The following is a 19635-nucleotide window of genomic DNA, read 5'->3' as shown; positions in this document are numbered from 1 at the left end:
TCTTCATCCGAATCTTCTCCAAAATCATTGTGAGAAAATTCTACTTTTAAACCCGGTTAGTTTGCGGGGGGATTACCGTTCAACCGCGATTGTCGGCCGGGAGTCTTGCCATTGATCAGGCCTTCGGGACCGCGCTCGTTAAAGCGCATGACCCAATCCCTGATGATCTGGAGCGCGACATTGCCAAGACGGGCGGCATCTGAACGCGAACCTTCATCGTAGATCAACCCGAGCGCTAACAGGCGTTGTACCTGGCTGCATCCTTGGTTTGCCGGGCAAGCCGCCGGAGATGATCTCCATCAAAATCTTCACGTAACGAAATGCCTGATCGCATACCTACCGTTCGCACCAGAGATCCAAATTCATCGCCGTTTGGGAAGGCCAAAGAGTCGAAGGCAGAGAGGGGGGCGTATAAGACACATCGCTAATGACGTCCTTAAACACGGGTATTACGCCATCACCGCGATGGTGGGCAGGCGGTAGCAATCCGTGCGGTCGCTCTCGGCGCTGTTCACTATTCCGCTGGCTGAGCCACCAACTCCAATTCAGATGACGCATCCATTTCGTCATCTGCTTTGCGGATTTCAAAGATAGGATTCTCCTCTTTCACGAACCTTAGCCGAATGCCGTGTTCGAATTCTTTCTCCTCGTAAACTCCGCGACGCAGCAATTCAAAAGACAATTGATATTTCGCCGCCTCGTCAATCAGAATGCTGTTTTCTTCAGTGATAGAGCCGACAGTAACGGAATTGTCTCTGATCCGCAGAAACGGCGTCAGGATGATGCGTGACGGCTCACCAATCAAAGCCGATACCTCCGAATCCTGGAGCACCTCCACAATGTAGTTCTCACCTTCCGGCACTCTGAAAGAGACGCTTTCAGCGCGCCAGGAAAACCCTTGGGAAACGTGACGCGGTTTCCAATCATTAAAAGGATTGTCGAGACTATGATTGAAAACTGCCAGTTGCTGGTAGCTTACAAAAAGTGGAAAAATTTCTGCCATGTTCAAGGTCCAACAGTAATTGTAGCTTTGCAGCCATCACGATACTTCCGAAGCTGGTTGCCCATCGAAGCGCCTGCCCCCATATTGTCACCCGCGGTCACATTTCTCACACTTGCGCCAGCCCCGCCTTCCAGAAACATTGCGGGAGGGTATTCATCAGGTTGCTTCCCAGTCTCTCGGGGAAACGCACCCGTTGCCGCTGCCCTGCGCATGGCAGCATTCGGTCGGTCTATTGTCAAGGTTGCCGGCTTTCCTGATGCCTGAGCATCCACTATGTGCTGCGCGGACTCAGGATATTTGCCTCTCGATATGATAACGATTCCGTGGCAGGGGCAGTCGTCACATGGCTCCTCTCGCGCCTTCGTTTGGGCAAGTTGTTGAGCCATCGCGGCAGCCTGAGCCAATTGCGCCGCTTTTCTTGCGCGTTCAGCCGCAAGAGCAGCCTCAGCAGTTGCCGTGACTGCCTGAGCTGTGCGAACAGTTCTGTAGCCCTGATATGCACGATAGCCGAGCATGGCAAGACGACCCAATCCAATGGCCACCGGTATAGCGAGAGGAAGAGCCATCAACTGCTCCCCGAGATACGTTTGCCTTGAATTTCAGATTGGCCAATTCTCACCATGCCATCCATGATTTCGGCCAGAGTTTGATCCGGATCGGCCGAAGTTTTCACGGCTTTTCTGATATCCTGCTCCTGGCCTATCTGACCATCAGTCGATGACATCAAAAATGCCCAGCGTGCATGCGCTCCCTCTGACCGCAGCCCCATTTCCTTGCCATCCAGCTCATAAAACAATGTCTTCTTGCGCAGATCTGCATCGGAAAGTTTATTGTTCTCAGGGTCAGCTTCTCTCAGGTAGGCCATGACCCGCTGCCGGGAGACTTCCAGCCTGGCGGCACTCATGACCTGCATCGCTGCAGGATCAAACTGGAGTGCGCCAAGAGGAGGCTTTATGTTCGCCGCGTGACGCGCCCTTTTGACGCCTCCGCCCCAGACCAAATCGGGCGCGAAAATAAGCTGTGTCGCCGGGCCGAACAGACGCGCCAGTTGAACCTCATCCAGAGCCGGGATTGTCTGCATCATGACATTCGCGTCCGCATGTCTGAAGATAACCATCTCTTGCCCACCATTGGTCAAATCTTCTAACGGCGCATCCTCACCTGCGGCGGTGAACTCTTCCTCGTTCCGGACGCGTGGCCCCTCATGTGTAGGCTGGTTATCCTTCCATACCTTCGGCACGGATATGCGGTTAAGCCCTCGCAGATGTTTATAGAGATGCTCGGAACTCAAGGAGCTTGCACCCGACCAGAAAACAGCAGCAGGCTTTCCATCGGTTAGCTTGACGACGTGCCGAAGCCGCTCGATGACCAAAGCCGGGGCATGACCCGCATCTACAGGCAACATTCCGCCGCCAGTCGGATCACCCGCCTCCAAAGACGCAACCATTTGCGCAGAGAGAGCGGCAGAATGGGCCTCGAGCTCTTCATCAGAAATGTCGTCTGCGCCTTCATCGACCATCCTCTGGTCAGTCGTTGCGGGCAGCGCGGCCTGATACGGGTCGATCAGCCATGGTCCTCCGACGATAATCGCATAGTCACCGCCTGCGTAACGATAGAGCGGTCTGTGAAAGACATTGGCCGCTTTAAACAGCTTGGGAAGATCATCAAACTGCGAACCATCCATGACGACATAAACGCGCTGGTCGGGATCGGAGACAAGTTCTGAAACGCTTTTCAGCAAAGCCTGAGCGACTGAAGACAGCTGGGTCTCATCAACGGCATCAGGTGTCATACAAAACTATCCTCGCACCATCGGCATCGACTGAGACGACATGCTCTTCTGACATTCCGTCCCACCCCCGCCACCCGCACCCGAGCCGGAACCACCCTCATCACCAATGAAGACATTGCCCGAACCCGTCTGCGCCTGCCCGCCGCAATCAATAGCATCGCCGATGCGACCGGCTGGCTTGCCGTTGATGAAGACGGTGGATGAGCCAGCAGCCAGCTTCCGGCCATGGACAGGTTCAGGGCACACCGGACAGCCATGCGGCACATAGGCGTCACCGACGCGCATCAACGGTTTATTGTTGACGAACACGTTGGGGCTTCCACCGGTGGCCAGAGTTGGCGGGAAGTGGCAGGAATGGCCGGAGCCTATGTCAGCGCGGCGGTGTGCTTGGGGCATTGATCACTAAGCTCTGTTTTTATTTATACAATTTAGTGCAGCTTCAAAAACAATCCTCTGTGATCCATCCCACATATTGGGTATGTCACAGGAGTTATTGTAAAAATACCTAGTTAGAGTAAATCCCTTCTCAGGTAACTTCTCGTTAGATTTGTAAGTTCTCCACGCGGCGGCTTCACAAGGGTTGAAGTATGATTGTTTCCCGACAATAGGGAAATTCTTCTGTCCATAAAATTTGATAAGCCATTGCCGAGAATTTTCGTCTCCCAACTTAGCAGCAACTCGTCTGAGATCTTCCGCTAAGCACAAATTACGAAAACCCAACTCAGTGTCGGCATCAGACACAAGTTTGTCTTCATATAGCAACCCAGCGGCAGCAGCTATGTCGGATGGATTATCACTCTTTGCTAAATCTAGAACCTTTATATAAGCAGGAGGGAGCGCACTCAAGTCCTCGGTTGCAGGACATTGATGCACACGCCACATAGTGACTACGAAATCAATTGCCGCCACCGCAATATATATTATAAAAAAGATGCAGCATATTCTAATTGCATTACACCAAATGAATTTACAAAATCGCCTCATCGCGCACCTAACTCAAGTTTCAAGCTTTTCAGTCCCAACATTTGCGCTCTTGATCTAAAATAGACTACATCAAGGTCGTCATTTGGTTTAGCGTCAATTCGATGCAAAATTTCTTCTTCTAAGGCTTTTTCTATTATCCCCAATAAGTTATCTGTCTGTCCCCATATTACACCTGCAACTCCTAACGCCTTTTTCGCTGCTAAGATCGCAAGAATACCGGCAGCAGTAGATGCGTAACTAGTGGTCCTATTACCTAATTGGACATATCCCCTTAGTTCACTTATAGCATCAGCCGCCTTGATCAAATCATCTAAAGACATGCCAGCCAAAGCTTTGGGCTTCTCTCCGTTACGACGCATACTTTCTTTTAGAAGGCCATAACTCCATAAAGCTGGGTTTTCACCCTCTTCAAAAGGCGCTTTAAAATATTCTTTGACCACGTCATAATGAATTAAAGGTGGTTGCCAAAAAAAATTCTTATTCACTTCGTCACAAGCTGCAGCTTGCTCTGGATCATACTTTTCAATAAAATTAATCGCGTAACAATAATGCCAAGCACCTAGTACGCCGTGCATATCATAACCGTAGAATGCTGATTTCTTGAAACCGACCCCATTGTTAGAAAAGTAATTTACAAACAAATCGTAAATTGCTTTTAGAGCCTTTTCGTTAGCTTTTGACAAATCGAGGGGACGATATGATACGGTGTTTTTACTGTACCCATCGATCAGTTCATCCCCATCAAATGAGAGAAAATCGTTCACATCCAACTTTCACACCCCCTCAATTTAGTTCTATTTTACTTCCGTTTATTGTTATATTACCGTCCGCCCTTATTTCTATACTTCCATTTTTTCTCAATATGATTTTACATTTTTCATTACCAATGCGAATATCCCCCAAGCTATCGATAATCGTAAATTGCTCCGAGGTGATGGACATTTTTTTTGAAGCGTGGACATCAAAATTTACACTCTTCGACTTAAATCGTCTCTCAGAGACAAAGCCAATATCATTGGCCGACGAAAACTGGATATTGCTTCCGGCGTGCTGAATATAAGATCCGCGCACATATGAAAGTTTGCTCGCAGTCGAATTGTCAAAATTTGGCTCGCTATCTAGCTGAAGATGAGCCCATGAAAATGGCAAATATGGCGATTCATTTTTGTCGTATCCAATACTTTCTGTAAACGTTCCCCTCACTGTTTCAGTTTTTGAATTCTGGTAATTATAGTTTGCATTTCTTCTTACTATTGAACTTAAACCGCCCAGCACATAAGAAACGTGGTTATTTTTGGTAACTGAAGAGAAGTTCTTTTCTGCATGGATAAAAATTTCCTCGTCATTTGTTTTGTCTTCAAATCGTAGCTCATTATAGCCGTTCCCTTTGTGCGTGTTGGTCCTAAAGACGCTTCGCGTTTTATTAGCTGGAAGCTCGTAAGGCACTTTCTGCCTCGCATTTGGCACTACCCCAGTCACCAACGGTCGGTCCGGGTCACCATCCACAAACGCGACCATCACTTCCATGCCAATGCGAGGGATGATCTGACCGCCCCAAGTGGAGCCTGCCCAGTTTTGGGCGACCCGCACCCAGCACGTATCCGTCCCATCTTTCTTAGCCTTGCGGTCCCACGGGAACCATAGCTTGATGCGGCCATATTGATCCGGGTGGATTTCTTCGCCTTCGGGACCGGCGACGATGGCGACCTGCGTGCCTTCGATCTTCGGGCGCTTTGTGGTGCGGTGTGGGGTGAGCGGCACTCTCGCAGGGATGGCCTCGAAGGTATTGCGGTATTCGGGTTCGTTGCTGTTGGTCTCATAGGAGCGATCCACAATGGTGTGGCTTGCCTTGATGATCACATGCTCTTCATATTCGTGTTCGGGATGAGCCACCTCATAGGGCGTGAAGCGACGGCCGGCTTCCAGAATGCGGGATGTCGATCCGCCGAAGACCCGGTCATGGTCGGCCTCGATGGACTGTGCCCGGAGTTTCTGGGCCCGCTCTGCTTCTTCCACCGTCTTGATGCGCGCCGGGTATTCGTAAAGCTCGCGCTTGGTCGCGTCCGGCATCTGGACCAGTGATGGCGTCATATTGCCCGGCACCATGCCGGGTGTCTCGAAATTCCAGTCGGCACCCGCGCGCTGGCCGGGCACATAGGAAAAGCGACGGGCCCAGTCATTGATGTGGTTGCGGTCTGAGGAACCCTGTGCCAATCTCACTTTGCCTTCGCCCTGAGCGGAAGGCGATGGTCCAAGCCATCCATTGGCGGTATCGGCCACATGCAGCTTGTGAGAGCCGTCCTCATGGCTGAACCAGTAGAACAATCCATCCTCTTCAAAACGACGCCGAAGATAATCAAGGTCCCGTTCGTTAAACTGCACGCTGTAGTGCTGCGCAGGCGGAGTCTTGATGATTCCCGATGTATCCGGGGCTGGAATGCCGTGTTCGGAAAAAAGCGTTTCGGCGATCTCCACCGATGTCTTGTCCATCCAGATGCGGCAATCGGAACGGCGGGACAGCAGCCACATCTGCGGGCGGATGGTCATGGCGTAAGAGCGTAGGCCACGGGTGATGGGTGGCCCTTCATGCAGGTCCGTGACAAGCCCGTTGAAGGGACGGCGGACACCGCTTCCATCCTCGCCATCGCCTTGGTTCACCTCCACCGAGACATCGATCAGACGCCCGATCAGTTCCTCCGGCTTCACCGATTCCTTCTTAGCGCGGACATTCAGCTGTATCTCGAACAGCTGCGACACACCTTCGTTGATGACCATCCGTTCCGGCAGCAACTGGTCTTCGCCCAGTGGCGACTTTACCTTTAGAACACGGCTGGCCTGGATGAAATCAGACGACGATGGCTGGTCGGTCATGGGCTATCTCCGCTCTGCAACTCACAAGTACCAAGAGGGACAATCATCATGGATACGTCCGACGAATATATATATTAAAGTGATCGTAAGCGTATATTTGCGCAATCGTAGAGAACGCGTCCATGGAGCACTTGCCCACGCGTCACGATCAATGCTGGAATCAGGTGCGCTCTCCAACGAGATGCGCATATTTAAACTTCGTCGCATTATTGGGAACATCATCGATCTTCGGTCCGAACATAAGTTCAGGCGTCAAGATTGAGCCTATCTCTTTCGCAGACGGCGCAGTTCCGAGGAGGTAAATGTCTCGCGACATGAACATCTGGTTACCGAAAGAATTTCCGACAGCGTAGTTCACCTGCAAAGCGAAAGCAGAGTGACCTTTCGCAAGCAGAGCCTGCTTGATCTTGGCATCATTCGCGCCCAGCCATTTTTTTAGCCAAACGGTAAGTGAATATTCGTTGATCCCTCCCGAAACTTGGCTGACAGCGGCAGCGACCGCACCGCCTACAGCCATTCGCGAGTTAAGTTGTCGAGGTCCATCAGGAAGAGACATATAGGATAAATCAGGTCCCTTTCCCATGCGTTGAACAGGCACGACCTCGTCCTGCCGAACCGGGCGCACAACGAAAGAATCAGTAGAAACAGCAAAATTGGGCATGGATAGCTTCTCCCAGCAACATCCGAGAATGGACAGGCTACATTTGGCGCTAAAGGCGCTCCCGCGTATCGGCAATATCAGAATTGCGAAGACGGAAGAGACGACCCGGTGCCCTAAGATGGCACCGGGTCGAATCTGTTAGCCAGCCTTTGTGGTCGCGAGGTCGTAGGACGCGATCATTGGCGCCTGCTGCGTGTTGTTCTCGTCAGCAGGTGTGTACTTGACTTCCATCTTGGTGAAGTTGAGCTTGATGGTCTCAACAGGACGGTCACCGCTGGAGTCGACGGAATAGCTGGCGATCAGCGTGTTCGTCAGCAGGTACTGGATATAGGTGTTGCCTGGATCGCCTGTTGTGACGAGATGGATCGTTGCGAGCTTGCCCTGGCGGCCAGAGCAAGCTTCCTGGAACAGCTTTGTGGAAGACGAGTCGCTGACTTTGGTCAGGATGACTTCCGAAATGGTTGGCTCAGATGCTTCGCGGTTTGCAGCAGAACCAGCAGATGTGTTCATGTTGCGCGTTACGTTCCAGTGAATAGCTTCGATATCCATCCACTTTTTGTGTTCCTGGTGCGTAGCGTCACCCTGGATGCCGTCGATCTGCAAATAAATTGGCATACTGTAAGCTCCTGTAATTACTGAAAAGACCTCTTGCTTCGAGGCCGCGTTTGCCTTTCCACTACTGCCGCATGCGTCGGGACTTCCCTTCCGACGCGGCAACTTTATCCGCTGCAACCGGGGCGGCCGCAGTGAATTCATCATTCTCTTCAACCGCGTCCGCACGAATGCGGAACCCGGTTTCATCAAAATCAACGGTGATGTGCTTCACCCTGTCACCCGAGATGACCTTGTCCAGAAAGTACGTGGACATGGGTGGCAGCAGATCTCTGCCGATCATGATTTCAATGGCGCGTGCGCCGATTTCGCTGGAACCCGACCGCCCGACCAGCGCGTCACGCGCGGCGTCAGAAAGCGTGAGTTCCGTGCCGTAGGCAGAGCGAACCCGCTCGGCAATTTTCTCGATCTGGATGTCGACGATGCGCGACAGCTGCACGGGCCCAAGTGGCATGAACGGCAAAATGACCGTGCGACCCAAAAAGGCGGGTTTAAAGTGCTTGGTCAGCTCCGGCATGAGCAACGCCTCAAGAGCCTCACCTTCCGGCATTGTGTCAGGGTCTGCCGCCAGCGCTGTCAACAGTTCTGAGCCGGTATTGGCCGTCATGAAGATGGTTGTATTCTTGAAATCGATGTCGCGGCCTTCGCCGTCCTTCAACATGCCTTTGTCGAACACCTGATAAAATATATCCTGCACACCGGGATGCGCCTTATCGATCTCATCCAGCAGGAGCACACCAAAGGGACGGCGGCGCACGGCTTCCGTTAGGACACCACCCTCACCGTAACCGACGTAACCGGGCGGCGAACCGAGAAGCAGAGAGACCTTATGCTCCTCCTTGAACTCGGACATGTTGATGGTGGTGAGATGACTGTTTCCGCCATATAAAAGATCAGCCAGCGACAGGGCGGTTTCCGTCTTTCCGGTTCCCGACATGCCAACGAGGAGGAAGACCGCGGGCGGGCGGCGTGGGTCTGACAAGCCTGCACGAGCAGCGCGCATGGCGTCAGCAATACGACCAATCGCCATGTCCTGACCAATGACCCGCTGCTTCATGCGCTCATCGAGAGACTTTGCGCTTTCGATTTGATCGGCGAGCAATTTTCCAAGCGGAATACCGGTCCAGCGTGAGACCACCGATGCAATCATCTCACGATCAACAACCGTCGGAACGAGCTTTTCTTCGCCATGACCCGAGCCTGCGGCGACCGGTCGGAGCGGCGCGACATTCGACGTACCGGCGAGGTGGGCTTCACCCTCCAGAAGCTCGGAAAGTTCCGCATCATATCGGGCTTTCAGGTTATCAATGGTCGTTTCCAGATTGCCTATCTGAGCTTTTATGGCCTCGATGCGAGAGCATGTCTCTTCGTCGGCAGGCTCGCGCGTGAGCCATTCAAGCTCAGTGGAAAGCAGGCGACGTTCACTTTCCATGGAGCGAAGCTTTTCAGGCAATGTCTGACGCGCCAGCGATACCGCAGCAGACGCAGTGTCCAGCAGGCTAACGGCCTTATCCGGCAATTGACGTGATGGCATGTAACGGGCTGACAGCTGAACTGCCGCGACAATCGCTTCGTCCCGTATGGTCACGCCATGATGCTTAACGAAAGTATCGGCGATCCCGCGAAGCATCCGGATGGCCGTCGCTTCATCCGGCTCGCGGACGTGGACAGGCTGGAAACGTCGGGTCAATGCCGCGTCTTTTTCAAAATACTTTTTGTATTCGCTCCACGTCGTCGCAGCGACAGTGCGAACTTCACCGCGGGCAAGTGCCGGTTTGAGAATGTTGGCGGCATCACCTTGTCCGGCTGCTCCGCCCGCCCCCACCAGTCCATGCGCCTCGTCAATGAAAAGAATGATAGGTTCGGGCGACCGTTTTACAGCATCTATGACACCGTGGAGACGTCTCTCGAATTCGCCTTTCACACCGGCACCGGCCTGAAGAAGCGACAAATCGAGTGTGAGCAGACGAACATTCTTCAGTTTTTCGGGAACATTGCCAGAGACGATCTCCAAAGCAAGCGCCTCTGCAACAGCAGTTTTACCGACGCCCGCCTCTCCAACGAGAATGGGGTTGTTCTGCCGACGTCTGGTCAGAATATCGACCATCTGCCTCAGTTCATCGTCACGCCCGATAACCGGGTCCACTTTGCCCTGGCGCGCATCTTCGGTCATATCTTGAGTGTAGAGGCGCAGAAAATCGTTCTGATCCTTAGGCTGCGAAGCGCCGACAATCGCGTCATCGCTCGAAGGCGCCTGATTGGCACCTTCTTCACGGAGCTGCTCCAATGCCGCGCGATCCATCAGCTTCAGCGCAGGGAAAGCTGCGCGCGCCAGACTGCGCAACGATGTTTCTTCATCGAGAGCCAGCAGCAGATGGGTAAGTGCAATGTGAGAACGTCCGTCCTGTAACGAGGCGAGGAGCCAAGCCTCCCGTCCTGCTGTCAGGATATTCTGAGATAACGATAAAGCCTGGCCGTCTCCGACAGCCGCATCATCCAGCGCTCGGTCAATTTGGGCGCGAAGATCGTCTTTTGAAATTTGCAACCGGTCAAACGTCTCAGTGAACGCATGGTCGTCCACAACCGCACTCAACCAGTGAGCAATGTCGACAAACTGATGGCCCCGCCGTACAGCGACAGATGCCGCGGTTTCAAGCGATAGACGCAATCTAGGCTCAAGCGCTTCTACCAGGCGGTTGAGATCAATATGCGACATACAGCGAGCCTCCGATTTGGATCATTCCACAACGTGACGTGGCATAGTTATGTCGATGAAACTCGCTTGTCCAGCAAAAGTTGCTTTTTTATTTGACGAGTTTAAAATCAAGTCGCCACAATTTCGCCCCATTTTCCATAAGTCTGTCTACTGAATAACCTTACGTAACGGAAGTAACTGACACATATCTATCATACTTAATAAGGGATAAACTGACATTGGCCACACAAGAGTCGGTACAAAATATAGAATACTTGAGTGATTGCGGAGAAAATATTCGAAGCAACGCAAGAACTCGTGAACTATACTATAGAATTAAGGATGAAAGAAATCAGGCACGTGCAGAAGAACGCACGGTTTCGCCTCAAGAAATTCTAAGGGTTTCCAGCAACTGGATTGAGGTCAGCAATCTCGGATTGCATATTATATATTCTGAAAGTCGCGACGTTGAAATATTGGCATGGCTTGCAGAAGCAGAACTAAGGCTAAAAGGCTTTCTCGGCTTGCGAGAAGTTTATCGAGTTACATATGATATATTTTGCAACCAATGGGACTCACTTCATTCAATTAGTGACGATGACGACGAAGAAAAATTCGCTCCTTTCGCCGGATTGAACGGGACTGGAAGTGAGGGAACGCTAATACAGCCCTTGCGTCTCAGCTCCCTCATTCCAGGCGGGAAGTTTGGCGAACATACATTGTGGGATTTCCAGCTCGCGCAGCGATCTTCTGAAACGAAACGCAAGGAAGAACTCTATAATGCCGCTTCCGAAGCGGGCATTGCGGCCATGTCTTCGCATTTGGCACATGTGAATGCGTGTCTTTCCACATTCGATGACATCAGCAAGATTTTGTCCGAACGGTGCGGACACAACGCGCCAGCCAGTTCCAACATCCGAAACATTCTGATTGAGGCCGCATCCGCGATTCGCACATTGGGCGGACGGGACGACTCGCAGCCTGCTGTTGCCAACAATGCACGGATAGCGGATAGTGATTCCGCACCGATACAGCCCGAAGTTCCTAAAAAAATGCCATCTGGCCCAGAAGAAATCGCTTCACGTGACGAAGCATTTGAAACTCTTCTTACAGTTGCGCGTTATTTCCGCCGGATGGAGCCGCATTCTCCGATATCGTTGGCAATTGAAACATTGGTTCGCAGGGGGCGTATGGATTTTTCAGAACTGCTCGCAGAGCTTTTGCCAGAAGTGCAGGCACGCCACGCCGTTTTGACGGCGGCTGGAATAAAGCCCGAGAGTGAGAACACCGGAAAATAGTGAAACCAAGGGAGATGCGACGCTCCCTACAGTCAGCAATGCCAACACGGCATCAAGGAGGTTTGAATGGCAAGTGTACATGAGAAGCTGGAACGGGTTCGGAAACCTCGCGTCCACATCAAGTACGAAGTGGAAACCGAAGGTGCGATGGTCGTTAAGGAGCTGCCGTTCGTGGTTGGCGTTTTAGGCGACTTTTCCGGCAACCCGACGCAGCCGCTGAAGCCGTTTGGGGAACGGAAATTCGTCCAGGTAGACCGCGATAACTTCGATGAAGTCATGCGCCGCATGACGCCGGGTCTTAACATTGCCGTTCCCAATACGCTTCAGGACGACGGCACGGATATTCAGGTCAACCTGAAATTCGAAAGCATGGACGACTTCCTGCCTGCAGCCGTTGTTGAGCAGGTACCGGCACTCAAAGCCCTCTTGGATGCGCGCAACGAACTTCGTGACCTGTTATCAAAGGCCGATCGTTCCGAAGATCTCGAGCGTCTCCTGGAAGATATTCTCCAGAACAAGACCGATCTCGGAAAGCTCGTATCCGAATTGAAAGAGAAAAACAGTGCGGGCGCCTGACCTCGAAATTTGAGGACTGTTCCGTCGAGTTGCCCCGCCGCATGGGGCTTCACCTGTTCTAGCGGTAAGACAAGAGCCGCATTTGGAAGGATTGAAACATGAGCGCTGAAAGCCTGCTGAAAAACGAGGCACAGACGACGACCACCGAAGAGAATGGCTTACTCGCCAAGGTGGTTGCCGCAACTCGTCAGACCGAACCGGACCGCGCACAAAACCTGCTGCGGACTCTGACTGATCAGGCACTGAAGGGCACGGTGAAATATGACCGAAACCTGACTGTCACGCTGAACCATGCGATTGCCGAGATCGACAAGGCAATTTCCGCCCAGTTGGCGGCTATCATGCAGGCACCGGAGTTCGCCAAGCTCGAAGGCACATGGCGCGGCCTGAATTATCTGGTCAAAAACTCTGAAACCAGCGTCAACCTCAAGATCCGCGTGCTGAACGCTTCAAAGCGCGACGTGGGCCGCGATTTGGAGAAGGCTGTTGAATTCGACCAGTCCAGATTGTTCAAATCCATCTATGAAGATGAATTTGGCACTCCCGGCGGCGAGCCTATGGGCGCCATCATCGGCGACTATGAATTCGACAACTCGTTTGACGATGTTCAGCTTCTACAGGGCGTGTCGATGATCGCCGCTGCGGCATTCGCACCGTTTATTTCGGCTGCCAGCCCACGCATGTTCGGCTTCGAAGACTATCGCGACCTCGCACGTCCGCGCGATCTCGAAAAGATTTTCGACACCGTCGAATATGCCAAGTGGCGCAGCTTCCGCGAAAGCGACGATTCTCGCTTCGTCACGCTGGCCCTCCCTCGCGTGCTGGCCCGCATGCCCTACGGCCCGAAGACAAACCCGGTTGACGAATTCGCCTATGACGAAACACGGGGTTCCGCCAATGGCGACTTGCAGCATGACGAATATTGCTGGATGAACGCCGCCTACATCATGGGCACCAAGTTGACCGATGCCTTTGCCAAGAATGGCTGGTGCACGGCCATTCGTGGTGCGGAAAACGGAGGCAAGGTCGAAAACCTTCCCATGCATGTTTTCTCCAGCGATGACGGCGATCTGGATCTGAAATGCCCGACGGAAGTCGGCATCACCGACCGTCGCGATGCGGAACTGGGCAAACTGGGCTTCCTGCCACTCTGCCACTACAAAAACACGGATTATGCCGTGTTCTTCGGCGCGCAGACTGCCCATAAGCCCAAGCTCTATGACCGCCCTGAAGCGACAGCCAATGCTGCGGTTTCGGCGCGTCTGCCATATATGATGGCGACCTCACGTTTTGCGCATTACCTGAAGGTCATGGGCCGCGACAAGATCGGCTCCTTCATGGAGGCATCTGATTGCGAAGTCTGGCTGAACCGCTGGATTTCCAACTACGTCAACGCCAACGACGTGGCGGGCGAAGAATCGCGTGCGAAGTATCCTCTGCGCGACGCGAAGGTGACTGTTCAGGAAATTCCCGGCAAGCCTGGCGCATACAACGCTGTCGCATGGATGCGCCCTTGGTTGCAGATGGAAGAGCTGACGACTTCGCTGCGCATGGTCGCACGCATTCCAACCAAGAACTAAGCAGGATGAAGGGGCAGCAATGCCCCTCACCCACCGCATTCCCGCCCGGAGCCCCTTCATGACGCACAGGTCCGTTTCGGACATACGCAGTCAGGCCGACCAGCTCATCGCTCTCATTGATGATGCTCTCAATGGCCAGGTGAACGCCATTTTGCACCACGCTGAATTTCAGGCGATGGAAGCGAGATGGCGTGGGCTTGCCATGGTGGTACGAGAAGCCAGCAGATGCCCGGAAGTGAAAATCAAGCTTCTGAACGCCAGTTGGAGGGAGCTGGCGCGTAGCATGGAGCGCGCAACGGATTTCGACCAAAGCCACCTGTTCGAGATCATCTACAACAGAGAATTCGGCATGCCCGGCGGTGAACCCGTGGGGCTTTTGGTGGGAGACTACACGTTCTCTCCCGATGATTTCGAGGGCATCGATTCCATCACGGCATTGTCGCAGATCGGCATGGTCGCCGCTGCTGCGTTTTGCCCGTTCATAGCCGCAGCGGCCCCTTCCGCCGTTGGTCTTGAGGATTTCTCCGAGCTGAGCCGTGTTCATGATTTCTCATGGCTGAAACAGGAAAAGACCCGCCTTCGCTGGAATGCGTTGCGCGCCCGCGACGACAGCCGCTTCGTGGGGCTGGTCGCTCCCCGAATTCTGTTGCGTTCGCCCCACAAACCCTACTCGCGGCGCCGCGAAGATCCGTTTCCGTTTCGCGAACACATAGCGGAAAATGGCAAGACGCTGCTCTGGGGAAATGCGGCTTTCGCATTCGCGTGTGTCGTTATCAGGAATTTTACTGACTCCGGCTGGTTTGCCGACATCAGAGGCGTGACGCAGGACGAGGTGGACGGTGGCATGCTGTCCCAGTCTCAATTGCCACCGCTTGATCTCGGCATCGAGAGCAATGGCCTGTCGGCGCAGCCGCCTGTCGAGATGCAACTGACCATGGGTCAGGAACAGCAGTTTTCCGACCTCGGCATCGTGCCGGTGTCGACAACTTATCTTTCCAGCATGGCAATTTTCAACGCCAACCAGTCGCTTCACGCGCCAGGGCATTACTCCAAGGAAAGCGCGCGCCAGAACGCTAGGCTGGCGGCAATGCTGCAATATGTGCTGTGCGCCTCGCGGTTCTCGCATTACCTCAAGGTCATCATGCGCGACGACATCGGCCAGCTGAGCGATGCCATCACCATCGAGCGCAAGCTGGAAAACTGGCTGTCGTCCTACACGTTAGGCAATGACGATGCCGAGGCGTCGCTGCGCACCCGGTATCCTTTGCGCTCGGCCGGTATAAGCGTTTTCGAAATCCCCGGAAAACCGGGCAGCTTTTCCTGCACCGTCCGTCTCCAGCCGCATTTTCAGCTGGATGATGTTTCCACCAGTTTCCACCTCATTGCCGAAACGACCACGCATACGGCGTCCATCGCCCGGTCCCCGGCTGAGCCACAGAGGATACCAGCATGACATTGCGCGACGATATCTCCAGCCTGCTTGATGAAGACCAGCTTGACGAGGCCATCGTCAAGGCAAAAGACCACGTCAAGACTGCCCCTTCGGACAAGGAAGGCCGCAACCTCTACATTGATCTGCTGATCCTTGCCGGAGAGTACGAAAAGGCCGATGCGCAGTGCAATCTGGCAGCCACATTCGCACCGCAGGATGCTGTTGGGTTCTCGCTGTTCCGCCACCACTTGCGCGCCATGGCGGCGCGCGTGGCATGGTTTGAAACCGGCGCCGTGCCTGATTTCGCTCACGGCCCATCCGAACTTGACCAGCTTGCCATCAAGGCCAACATCGCCGCGCGCGACGGCAAGGCGGATGAAGCAGCGCAAGCGCTTTTGCAACTGGACGAAAAGCGTGCTGAAATCTCCATCATTTTGAATGACGGCAAGGGAGGTGATATCCGCGATCTCGATGACCGCATCCCGCACGCGCTGGAAGTGTTGACCAACGGCGGTAAATATTTGTGGATCGATTTCAGCCGGATCGACACTCTGGTCATCGAGCCCATGACGCGCCCGCGCGATCTGGCCTTCCGCTCGGCTGAGATCACCCTGCTGGACGGCGCCATAGCATCGGTGCTGCTGCCGGCAGTCTATTACGGCGCGGACAAGACAACGCCGTTGCTGCTTGGTCGCGAAACCCTGTGGAATGACGATGCTCCTCTGGTGACGGGGCGCGGCCAGCGCTGCCTGTTGATCGGCGACGATATGGTGCCCTTCCACGAAATCTCCAGCCTTTCGGCACCTGCCAACACCGAAGAAAGGCAGACTGCGCGTGGTTGATCCGCTGGAGCAATATCGCCCAAAGCAAAGAACTCTTGCCCGCTCGGTGCTGGACCGATTGCTGGACGATGCGCCAGATCTGGAAAACGACCCGCCTGCTAGCCTGTCAGATCAAGTGCGTGAGATGCGCGAAGTCATTCGCCGCGATCTCGAAACCCTGCTGAACACCCGGCGCAATCCCGCTGGCCCGCCTGCCGATTTCAAAGAGTTGCCGGATGCCCTGGTAAGCTATGGCGTTGACGGCATTCTCTCCGCCAATCTCGTCACAGACGCCTCCAAGGCAAAGCTCGCCCAGACGATAGAGCGGCGGATATCGATGTTCGAGACACGCCTTGCGGATGTGCGCGTGTCGATCATGAAGAACCGGATGGATGGCGACCGGGCGTTGCGCATGCGCATTCAGGCGACGTTCCGCCTTCATGAAGGCATGCCGCCGATCAGCTTCGAATCTAAGATAGACCCATCGACCCAACGCTTTCTGGTGGAGGCAAGCAATGGCTGACGGCTTCCTCGAAAAGTACAATGACGAACTTTTTGCGCTGAGAAAACGGGCCTCCCGCTTTGCCGCGGCGTTCCCAAAGATCGCGGGTAGACTTCGAATGACCGGCGAAGTCGCCGACGACCCCCATGTTGAACGGCTGATCCAAAGTTTTGCCTATTCCGCCGCGCGCGTGCGGCAGAAGCTGGATGACGAATTCCCTGAACTCTCGGACAGCCTGCTGGAAACGCTCTATCCGCACTATCTCGCACCGCTGCCATCCATGAGCGTCGTGCATTTCGCACCAAGCCCGGCGCTGACGACGGTACAGACATTGCCACGACACAGCGAAATCCTGGCTGAGCCTATCGGCGGCGAAAGCTGCAAGTTTCGCACTACGCAAGATATCGACATCATCCCTTTGGAGATTGCGGCAGCGTCACTTGTTAGCCAACCTATCGACGCGCCTTTTTTCCCGTCATCGGCGGGTGCTGCAAGTTGCCTGAAACTTTCATTGCGAACCACCTCACCTCGTCCCGCAACATTTCGCGAGATAGGTCTGACATCGTTACAGATATTCATTTCATCGGCATGGCAGCAGGCGACCGCCCTTTACGAACTCCTGGCCAACCATTGCGTCGGAATTTCACTCGCCCAGCATTCCGAAGACCGCAACGCGATCTTCCTTCCAGCAGCCAATCTCAAACCGTCAGGGTTTTCGCGCGATCAGGCCATGCTACCCTACCCTGCCAACAGCTTCGACGGATACCGGCTGCTTACGGAGTTTTTCGCGCTGCCGCAGAAGTTTCTATTTCTGGATATCGAAGGCCTCGACCAATGGAGCGGCGGCGATTGCGAGCTTTACATCTACCTCGATGCCGCAGAGACGCGGCTTGAGCGTATGGTTTCGGCCAAGGACTTCGTGCTCAACGCATCGCCCGTCATCAATCTGTTCAAGCAGAGCTGCGAACCTTTAAGCCTCGATGGCACGCGAACGGAATATCGCCTGCTGCCGGATGCCAGACGTCAGAGAACACGGGAAATCTACGGCGTCGAAGATGTAGAGTTGACGAGCCGCACGGGCCAAATCGAAAAGACGTCGCCATTCTTCGGTCGGACGCAAAAAAGCAATGGATCCAACGTCTTTTGGCAAAGCTATCGCCGCTTCGATGATGATGACGGTTCGTCCGATACCGACATCGCTTTTGTCGATCAGCAACGTGGGCCGCTGGGTCCGCTAGATGTCGTGGCCAGCGTCAGCACGCTGTGCATCAATCGAGAACTGCCCAGCCAATTGCCATTTGGCGGCGGGCATCCCTTCCTGCAACTCGCAGCAGGAAATGAGGCGGTTAATTCGGTTCATGCGCTGATGCCACCAACAGCAGCCGTTCGAATGAACGAGCGTTCCGCGCGCGAATGGCGGCTGATTTCGCATCTTCTCCTCAACCATCTGTCGCTGTTCGATAATGGTGGCGCCCCGCTGAAAGACATTCTCTCCCTTTATGCTTTCAGGGATACGCCTGAGACCCGCCAACTGGTGGAGGCCATCACGTCGGTCGAAGCGCGCAACTCACATGCCAGAATTGGCTCTGCGATGGTGCCGGGAACAGACATCACCCTGGAGTTCGACTCGACTTTGATAGACCGATCCGCCGCCTTCGTGTTCGCCAGCGTTCTCAACCACTTCTTCGGTCTTTACACCTCGATCAACAGTTTTACCCGCCTGACCGCAACGATGCGCGGCCAATCCGAACCCCTTGCCCGGTGGCCTGCCCGCGCGGCAGACCGACCGTTGCTATAGGAGTTCGCGATGCAGTCTCAGGCAATGCGTGAAAAACAAGCAGCGCTTCTGGCAAACGATCCAGGCAGCTTTGACCCTGCGACAGCGTTTCGGGTGGCGCAACATCTTGTCAAGCAGGATGAGTTGACCATCGGCTCCCACAACGGCGCACGCCCGACGCCCGTCGCTATCAGCGGTTATCGCAGCAAGAATGGCAAAGCGGAACTGCGCTCCGCATTCGCACCCATCATCGGTCCGCTTGGATCACTGCCGCCAAGCTATAGTGAATTGCAGCAGCGTGAAGAACGCAATCGTTCGAAGGCGTTGACCAGCTTCTTCAATCTGTTTGCCGCCCGCTTCAGCGAGCTTTTCGTTTCCGCGACAGAAAAATATCGGCTGGCGCGTGGGCTGCGCTGGACGCCGACCCCTGAGAACAACGCCTTTCGCAAAACGCTGCTTTCGCTGACAGGTTTCGGCACTACGGGTCTCAGCGCTAAGGTGGGTGTCAAGGAAGATGTCTTGCTGCGTTTCAGCGGCTTGCTGGCAAATCGCAACCGCAACGCAACGGCACTGACGTCGATGCTGCATGAATTCACAGGGCTTGATGTCACCATCGAGCAATTTCGCAGACGCTGGGTGCCGCTTCCGGTGCACGAGCAAAGCAGGATGGGGCAGCCCGGCGGTTTGCGGCTTGGGCAGAATGTGACGGCCGGAAGTGCCATCGAGGATTTCAGCGGCGGCTTCCGCATCGTCCTTGGCCCCGTCGGTTATGCGGATTATCTGGCGTTGACGCCCGGCTCGAAGCGGCTTGCGGAGATCTTCGCCGTCACAAGGCTTTTTGTCGGAAGCGCTTTTGAGTTCGATATTCAGGTCATTTTGAAAAAAGAGGACGTACCTTTTTGCCAGCTGGGTCAGGCAGATGCACCGGCACGGCTGGGATGGAACAGCTGGGCCCGCCTTGCCCCCGCTGCAAAAGACAGCACCGACGCAATCGTAACCGAGCGCGAAGACTCGGCACTTTCAGCGTGAGG

The 19635-nt window shown here is 54.2% G+C and carries 18 protein-coding genes; 8 read left to right on the top strand and 10 right to left on the bottom strand.

From position 1 onward, the window contains the following. Nucleotides 1-56: 56 nt before the first annotated feature. From ATO67_RS22355 to tssH, 10 genes are all read right to left on the bottom strand, one after another. Nucleotides 57-242, bottom strand: coding sequence for a helix-turn-helix domain-containing protein (locus tag ATO67_RS22355; RefSeq protein WP_082760232.1), 186 nt, complete (start codon nucleotides 240-242; stop codon nucleotides 57-59). A 272-nt stretch (nucleotides 243-514) separates the two neighbouring features. Then, nucleotides 515-1003, bottom strand: coding sequence for a competence protein ComJ (gene comJ, locus ATO67_RS10770; RefSeq protein WP_067648239.1), 489 nt, complete (start codon nucleotides 1001-1003; stop codon nucleotides 515-517). Between the two features lie 2 nt (nucleotides 1004-1005). Beyond that, nucleotides 1006-1569, bottom strand: a complete 564-nt coding sequence (locus tag ATO67_RS10765; RefSeq protein WP_067648236.1) for a NucA/NucB deoxyribonuclease domain-containing protein — start codon at nucleotides 1567-1569, stop codon at nucleotides 1006-1008. Beyond that, nucleotides 1569-2795, bottom strand: a complete 1227-nt coding sequence (locus ATO67_RS10760) for a hypothetical protein (protein ID WP_067648233.1) — start codon at nucleotides 2793-2795, stop codon at nucleotides 1569-1571. Before ATO67_RS10760 ends, ATO67_RS10765 begins: the two co-directional genes overlap by 1 nt. Before the next feature lie 6 nt (nucleotides 2796-2801). Next, nucleotides 2802-3191, bottom strand: coding sequence for a PAAR domain-containing protein (locus tag ATO67_RS10755; RefSeq protein ID WP_067648229.1), 390 nt, complete (start codon nucleotides 3189-3191; stop codon nucleotides 2802-2804). A gap of 584 nt (nucleotides 3192-3775) precedes the next feature. Beyond that, a complete protein-coding gene (locus ATO67_RS10745; RefSeq protein WP_067648224.1) occupies nucleotides 3776-4543 on the bottom strand; it encodes a hypothetical protein in 768 nt (255 codons plus the stop codon). Between the two features lie 19 nt (nucleotides 4544-4562). After that, on the bottom strand, nucleotides 4563-6650 hold the full coding sequence (gene tssI / locus ATO67_RS10740; RefSeq protein WP_082760231.1) for a type VI secretion system tip protein TssI/VgrG: 2088 nt from the start codon (nucleotides 6648-6650) through the stop codon (nucleotides 4563-4565). A 160-nt stretch (nucleotides 6651-6810) separates the two neighbouring features. Further along, the gene (locus ATO67_RS10735) at nucleotides 6811-7311 is read right to left on the bottom strand and encodes a hypothetical protein (RefSeq protein WP_067648222.1); all 501 of its coding nucleotides are present in this window, start codon (nucleotides 7309-7311) and stop codon (nucleotides 6811-6813) included. Between the two features lie 138 nt (nucleotides 7312-7449). Continuing rightward, complete coding sequence (locus ATO67_RS10730; protein WP_067648221.1) at nucleotides 7450-7926, bottom strand: Hcp family type VI secretion system effector; 477 nt, start codon at nucleotides 7924-7926, stop codon at nucleotides 7450-7452. A 61-nt stretch (nucleotides 7927-7987) separates the two neighbouring features. Next, nucleotides 7988-10639, bottom strand: a complete 2652-nt coding sequence (gene tssH / locus ATO67_RS10725) for a type VI secretion system ATPase TssH (protein ID WP_067648217.1) — start codon at nucleotides 10637-10639, stop codon at nucleotides 7988-7990. 218 nt (nucleotides 10640-10857) lie between these two features. Between tssH and tssA the strand changes: the two genes are divergently transcribed. The 8 genes from tssA (at nucleotide 10858) to tssG (ending at nucleotide 19633) form a co-directional block, all read left to right on the top strand. Next, nucleotides 10858-11916: a type VI secretion system protein TssA gene (gene tssA, locus ATO67_RS10720; protein ID WP_082760230.1), complete on the top strand. Its 1059-nt coding sequence runs from the start codon at nucleotides 10858-10860 to the stop codon at nucleotides 11914-11916. Nucleotides 11917-11982: 66 nt separating this feature from the next. Then, complete coding sequence (gene tssB, locus ATO67_RS10715; RefSeq protein ID WP_067648211.1) at nucleotides 11983-12492, top strand: type VI secretion system contractile sheath small subunit; 510 nt, start codon at nucleotides 11983-11985, stop codon at nucleotides 12490-12492. A 98-nt stretch (nucleotides 12493-12590) separates the two neighbouring features. Beyond that, nucleotides 12591-14072, top strand: coding sequence for a type VI secretion system contractile sheath large subunit (tssC, locus tag ATO67_RS10710; RefSeq protein WP_067648208.1), 1482 nt, complete (start codon nucleotides 12591-12593; stop codon nucleotides 14070-14072). 58 nt (nucleotides 14073-14130) lie between these two features. Beyond that, entirely contained in the window at nucleotides 14131-15525 is a 1395-nt protein-coding gene (tssC, locus tag ATO67_RS10705) for a type VI secretion system contractile sheath large subunit (protein ID WP_067648205.1), read from the top strand. Then, on the top strand, nucleotides 15522-16346 hold the full coding sequence (locus ATO67_RS10700) for a type VI secretion system accessory protein TagJ (RefSeq protein ID WP_067648202.1): 825 nt from the start codon (nucleotides 15522-15524) through the stop codon (nucleotides 16344-16346). Before tssC (ATO67_RS10705) ends, ATO67_RS10700 begins: the two co-directional genes overlap by 4 nt. After that, complete coding sequence (tssE, locus tag ATO67_RS10695; protein WP_067648199.1) at nucleotides 16339-16848, top strand: type VI secretion system baseplate subunit TssE; 510 nt, start codon at nucleotides 16339-16341, stop codon at nucleotides 16846-16848. Before ATO67_RS10700 ends, tssE begins: the two co-directional genes overlap by 8 nt. Beyond that, complete coding sequence (gene tssF / locus ATO67_RS10690) at nucleotides 16841-18625, top strand: type VI secretion system baseplate subunit TssF (RefSeq protein WP_067648196.1); 1785 nt, start codon at nucleotides 16841-16843, stop codon at nucleotides 18623-18625. Before tssE ends, tssF begins: the two co-directional genes overlap by 8 nt. A 9-nt stretch (nucleotides 18626-18634) precedes the next feature. Further along, a complete protein-coding gene (gene tssG / locus ATO67_RS10685) occupies nucleotides 18635-19633 on the top strand; it encodes a type VI secretion system baseplate subunit TssG (RefSeq protein WP_067648193.1) in 999 nt (332 codons plus the stop codon). Nucleotides 19634-19635 lie beyond the last annotated feature (2 nt).

The sequence above is a fragment of the Agrobacterium bohemicum genome, from assembly GCF_001562555.1.
Lineage (GTDB): Bacteria > Pseudomonadota > Alphaproteobacteria > Rhizobiales > Rhizobiaceae > Agrobacterium > Agrobacterium bohemicum.
The sequence above is the reverse complement of the archived record's forward strand: the minus strand, read 5'-3'. Positions and strand labels throughout refer to the sequence as shown.